1 protein-coding gene is annotated in these 579 nt (G+C 68.6%); it reads right to left on the bottom strand.

The annotated features are described in order from the left end of the window. Positions 1–579 (bottom strand): shikimate dehydrogenase family protein (locus tag BRX37_RS26490; protein ID WP_125990395.1); only part of this gene is annotated, 579 nt, incomplete at both ends.

Below are 579 nucleotides of genomic sequence, written 5' to 3'. Positions count from 1 at the left end.
ACCGGTCATAGTCCAGTGCGTCCTCCGGCAAGGGGGACAGGTCGAGGTCGAGCGGCGGCTGGCCGGTCATGCCCAGGCTGGTCGCGTTGACCACCAGCGCCGAGGGCGGAACCGCCGCCCCGATCGGCAAGGCCTGGCCCTTCAGCTTGAAGGAGGAGAGCAGGGCTGCGCCCTTGAGCACATTGCGGTTGAACACAGTGACCGGGCCGACGCTCATCCGCGACAGCGCGAACAGGATGGCGCGCGCCGCACCCCCTGCCCCGATCACCGTCACCGGCTGGCCCGCCAGATCGAGCCCGCTGAGCGGGGCATAGAAGCCCGCCGCATCGGTGTTGGTACCGACCAGTGCGCCATCCTCGGCGCGGATCACGGTGTTGATCGCGCCGATCGTCGCGCGGACGTCGCCACGATCCTCGACATGCGCCAGCGCCTCCACCTTGTGCGGCACGGTGATGTTGCAGCCACGCCAGTTCGGGTCCGCCTTACGCTCGGCGAAATAGGCGGCAAGCCCCTCGGGCGTGACGTGGACGGCGCGGTAATCGACATCGAGGCCGAGCGCTTTGGCCCAGAAATTGTGGA

The sequence above is a fragment of the Sphingomonas sp. S-NIH.Pt3_0716 genome (assembly GCF_003950715.1).
GTDB lineage: Bacteria > Pseudomonadota > Alphaproteobacteria > Sphingomonadales > Sphingomonadaceae > Sphingobium > Sphingobium yanoikuyae_A.
Note: the sequence above shows the minus strand (reverse complement) of the source record. Positions and strands in the feature narration are given on the sequence as shown.